At 73.0% G+C, this 2,488-nt stretch carries 3 protein-coding genes; all 3 read left to right on the forward strand.

Translation table 11 applies throughout. The features are described from left to right. The coding region (locus K4G64_RS38970) for an EboA domain-containing protein (protein ID WP_221760574.1) at positions 1-629 on the forward strand (629 nt) is incomplete at its 5' end. Then, positions 629-1,540 carry a TatD family hydrolase gene (locus K4G64_RS38975; RefSeq protein ID WP_221760575.1) on the forward strand — a complete coding sequence of 304 codons (912 nt, stop codon included), beginning with the start codon at positions 629-631 and terminating at the stop codon, positions 1,538-1,540. The genes K4G64_RS38970 and K4G64_RS38975, both read left to right, overlap by 1 nt. A gap of 3 nt (positions 1,541-1,543) precedes the next feature. Continuing rightward, positions 1,544-2,488, forward strand: a 945-nt coding sequence (eboE, locus tag K4G64_RS38980; protein ID WP_221760576.1) for a metabolite traffic protein EboE, incomplete at its 3' end; no start/stop codon positions are given.

A 2,488-nucleotide genomic window follows, 5' to 3' on the forward strand; every position in this document is an offset into this window, starting at 1 on the left:
GCCTCCGCCACCACCTCACCACCCACCTCGACCCGGCCGCCCGCACCTGGCTCGACCACGCCCTGGACGAGGCCGCCGCCCACCCCGGCATCCACGGGCCCATCTCCGTATGGGAGCTGCGTCTCGCCGAAGCCGGCCGGCGCTGCGGTGCCACCCACGCCGACGCCGCACGGGTCCTCATCCTGGAAGCGGCCCGCGCCGGCACCGACGCCCTGACCCGGGTGTACTTCCAGGGCACCGCCGACGAGCGCCGGGCCGTGCTGCACGCGCTGCCCCACCTCGTCTCCGGACCGGGCGCGCTTCCGCTGGTCGAGGATGCCCTGCGCACCAACGACACCCGGCTCCTCAGCGCCGCCGTCGGCCCCTACGCCGCCCGGCACCTGAGCGCCCACGCCTGGCGTCACGCCGTGCTGAAGTGCCTCTTCACCGGCGTCCCCGTCGACCACGTGGCGGGTCTGCCCCGGCGCGCCGCCGGTGACGGCGAACTCGCCCGGATGCTGGGCGACTACGCCGCCGAACGCACCGCCGCCGGCCGCACCGTCCCCGAGGACCTGCACCGCGTCCTGGACCTCACCGAGTCCGTCACCCCGGCCCCTGTCACGGACCACCCCCACGGCAAGGAGTCCTGATGCGCATCTTCGACCCCCATATCCACATGACGTCCCGGACCACCGACGACTACGAGGCCATGTACGCCGCCGGTGTCCGCGCCGTCGTCGAGCCGTCCTTCTGGCTCGGCCAGCCGCGCACCTCGCCCGCCTCCTTCCGTGACTACTTCGACGCCCTCCTCGGCTGGGAGCCCTTCCGCGCCGCCCAGTACGGCATCGCCCACCACTGCACGATCGCCCTCAACCCGAAGGAGGCGAACGACCCCCGCTGCCTGCCCGTCCTCGACGAGCTGCCCCGGTATCTCGTCAAGGACAACGTCGTGGCGGTCGGGGAGATCGGCTACGACTCGATGACCCCTGCCGAGGACGCCGCTCTCGCCGCGCAGCTCCAGCTCGCCGCCGACCACGGCCTGCCCGCCCTCGTGCACACCCCGCACCGCGACAAGCTCGCAGGACTGCGCCGCACCCTCGACGCCGTCCGGGAGTCCGCACTCGCCCCGGACCGGGTCCTGGTGGACCACCTGAACGAGACCACCGTCAAGGAGGCCAGGGACAGCGGCTGCTGGCTGGGCTTCTCCGTCTATCCCGACACCAAGATGGACGAGGAACGCATGGTCGCGCTGCTGCGGGTGTACGGCACCGGGCAGGTCCTGGTGAACTCCGCCGCCGACTGGGGAAAGAGCGACCCCCTCAAGACCCGCAAGGTCGGCGACCTGATGCTGGCCGAGGGCTTCGACGAGGACGACGTCGATCAGGTGCTGTGGCGCAACCCCGTCGCCTTCTACGGGCTCAGCGGCCGCCTGAACCTCGACGTCACCGGCACGGAGGCCACCCACGAGGGCAACTCCGTCCTCCGCGGCGCCCCGAAGGATCCGCAAGAACCGGACCCCGACAGGGGCATGCCGGCCCCCGTCCCCGCCGCGGAGGCGTGAACCATGCGCTTCCGCCACCCCGACGGCTCCACCGTCCACCTCGCCTACTGCACCAACGTCCACCCCGCCGAGACGCTCGACGGTGTCCTCGCCCAGCTCCGCGACCACTGCGAACCGGTCCGCCGCCGCCTCGGCCGCGACCGGCTCGGCATCGGACTGTGGCTCGCCAAGGACGCCGCCCACGCCCTCGTCACCGACCCCGCCGCGCTGCGCCGCCTGCGCACCGAACTCGACCGGCGCGGCCTCGAGGTCGTCACCCTCAACGGCTTCCCCTATGAGGGCTTCGGCGCCGAGGAGGTCAAGTACCGCGTCTACAAGCCGGACTGGGCCGACCCGGAACGCCTCGACCACACCACCGCCCTGGCCCGCGTCCTCGCCGGACTCCTCCCCGACGACGTCACGGACGGGACCATCTCCACCCTGCCGCTCGCCTGGCGCACCGCGTACGACGACGAGCGCGCGCGGAGCGCCCGCACCGCGTTGCGCAGCCTCGCCGAACGCCTCGACGCCCTCGAGGAGCTGACCGGTCGCTCCATCCGCGTCGGCCTGGAACCGGAACCCGGATGCGTCGTCGAGACGACCCACGAGGCCATCGCCCCGCTCACCGCGATCGGCCACGACCGCATCGGCATCTGCGTCGACACCTGCCACCTCGCCACCTCCTTCGAAGATCCGTACACAGCCCTGGACGCCCTCACCGCGGCCGGCGTCCCCGTCGTCAAATCCCAGCTCTCCGCCGCCCTGCACGCCGAACACCCCCATCTCCCCGAGGTACGCGAGGCCCTCGCCGCCTTCGCCGAACCCCGCTTCCTGCACCAGACCCGCACCGCCACCGCAACCGGCCTGCGCGCCACCGACGACCTCGACGAGGCCCTCGCCGGACACGCACTGCCCGACGCCTCACCTTGGCGCTCCCACTTCCACGTCCCCCTGCACGCGGCCCCCGCC

It is taken from the genome of Streptomyces sp. WAC04114 (genome assembly GCF_019733245.1).
Taxonomy (GTDB): domain Bacteria; phylum Actinomycetota; class Actinomycetes; order Streptomycetales; family Streptomycetaceae; genus Streptomyces; species Streptomyces massasporeus_A.

Excerpts from the sequence above, each read along its gene's own strand:
- K4G64_RS38975 (WP_221760575.1), top strand. The coding sequence starts at position 629 with ATGCGCATCTTCGACCCCCATATCCACATGACGTCCCGGACCACCGAC.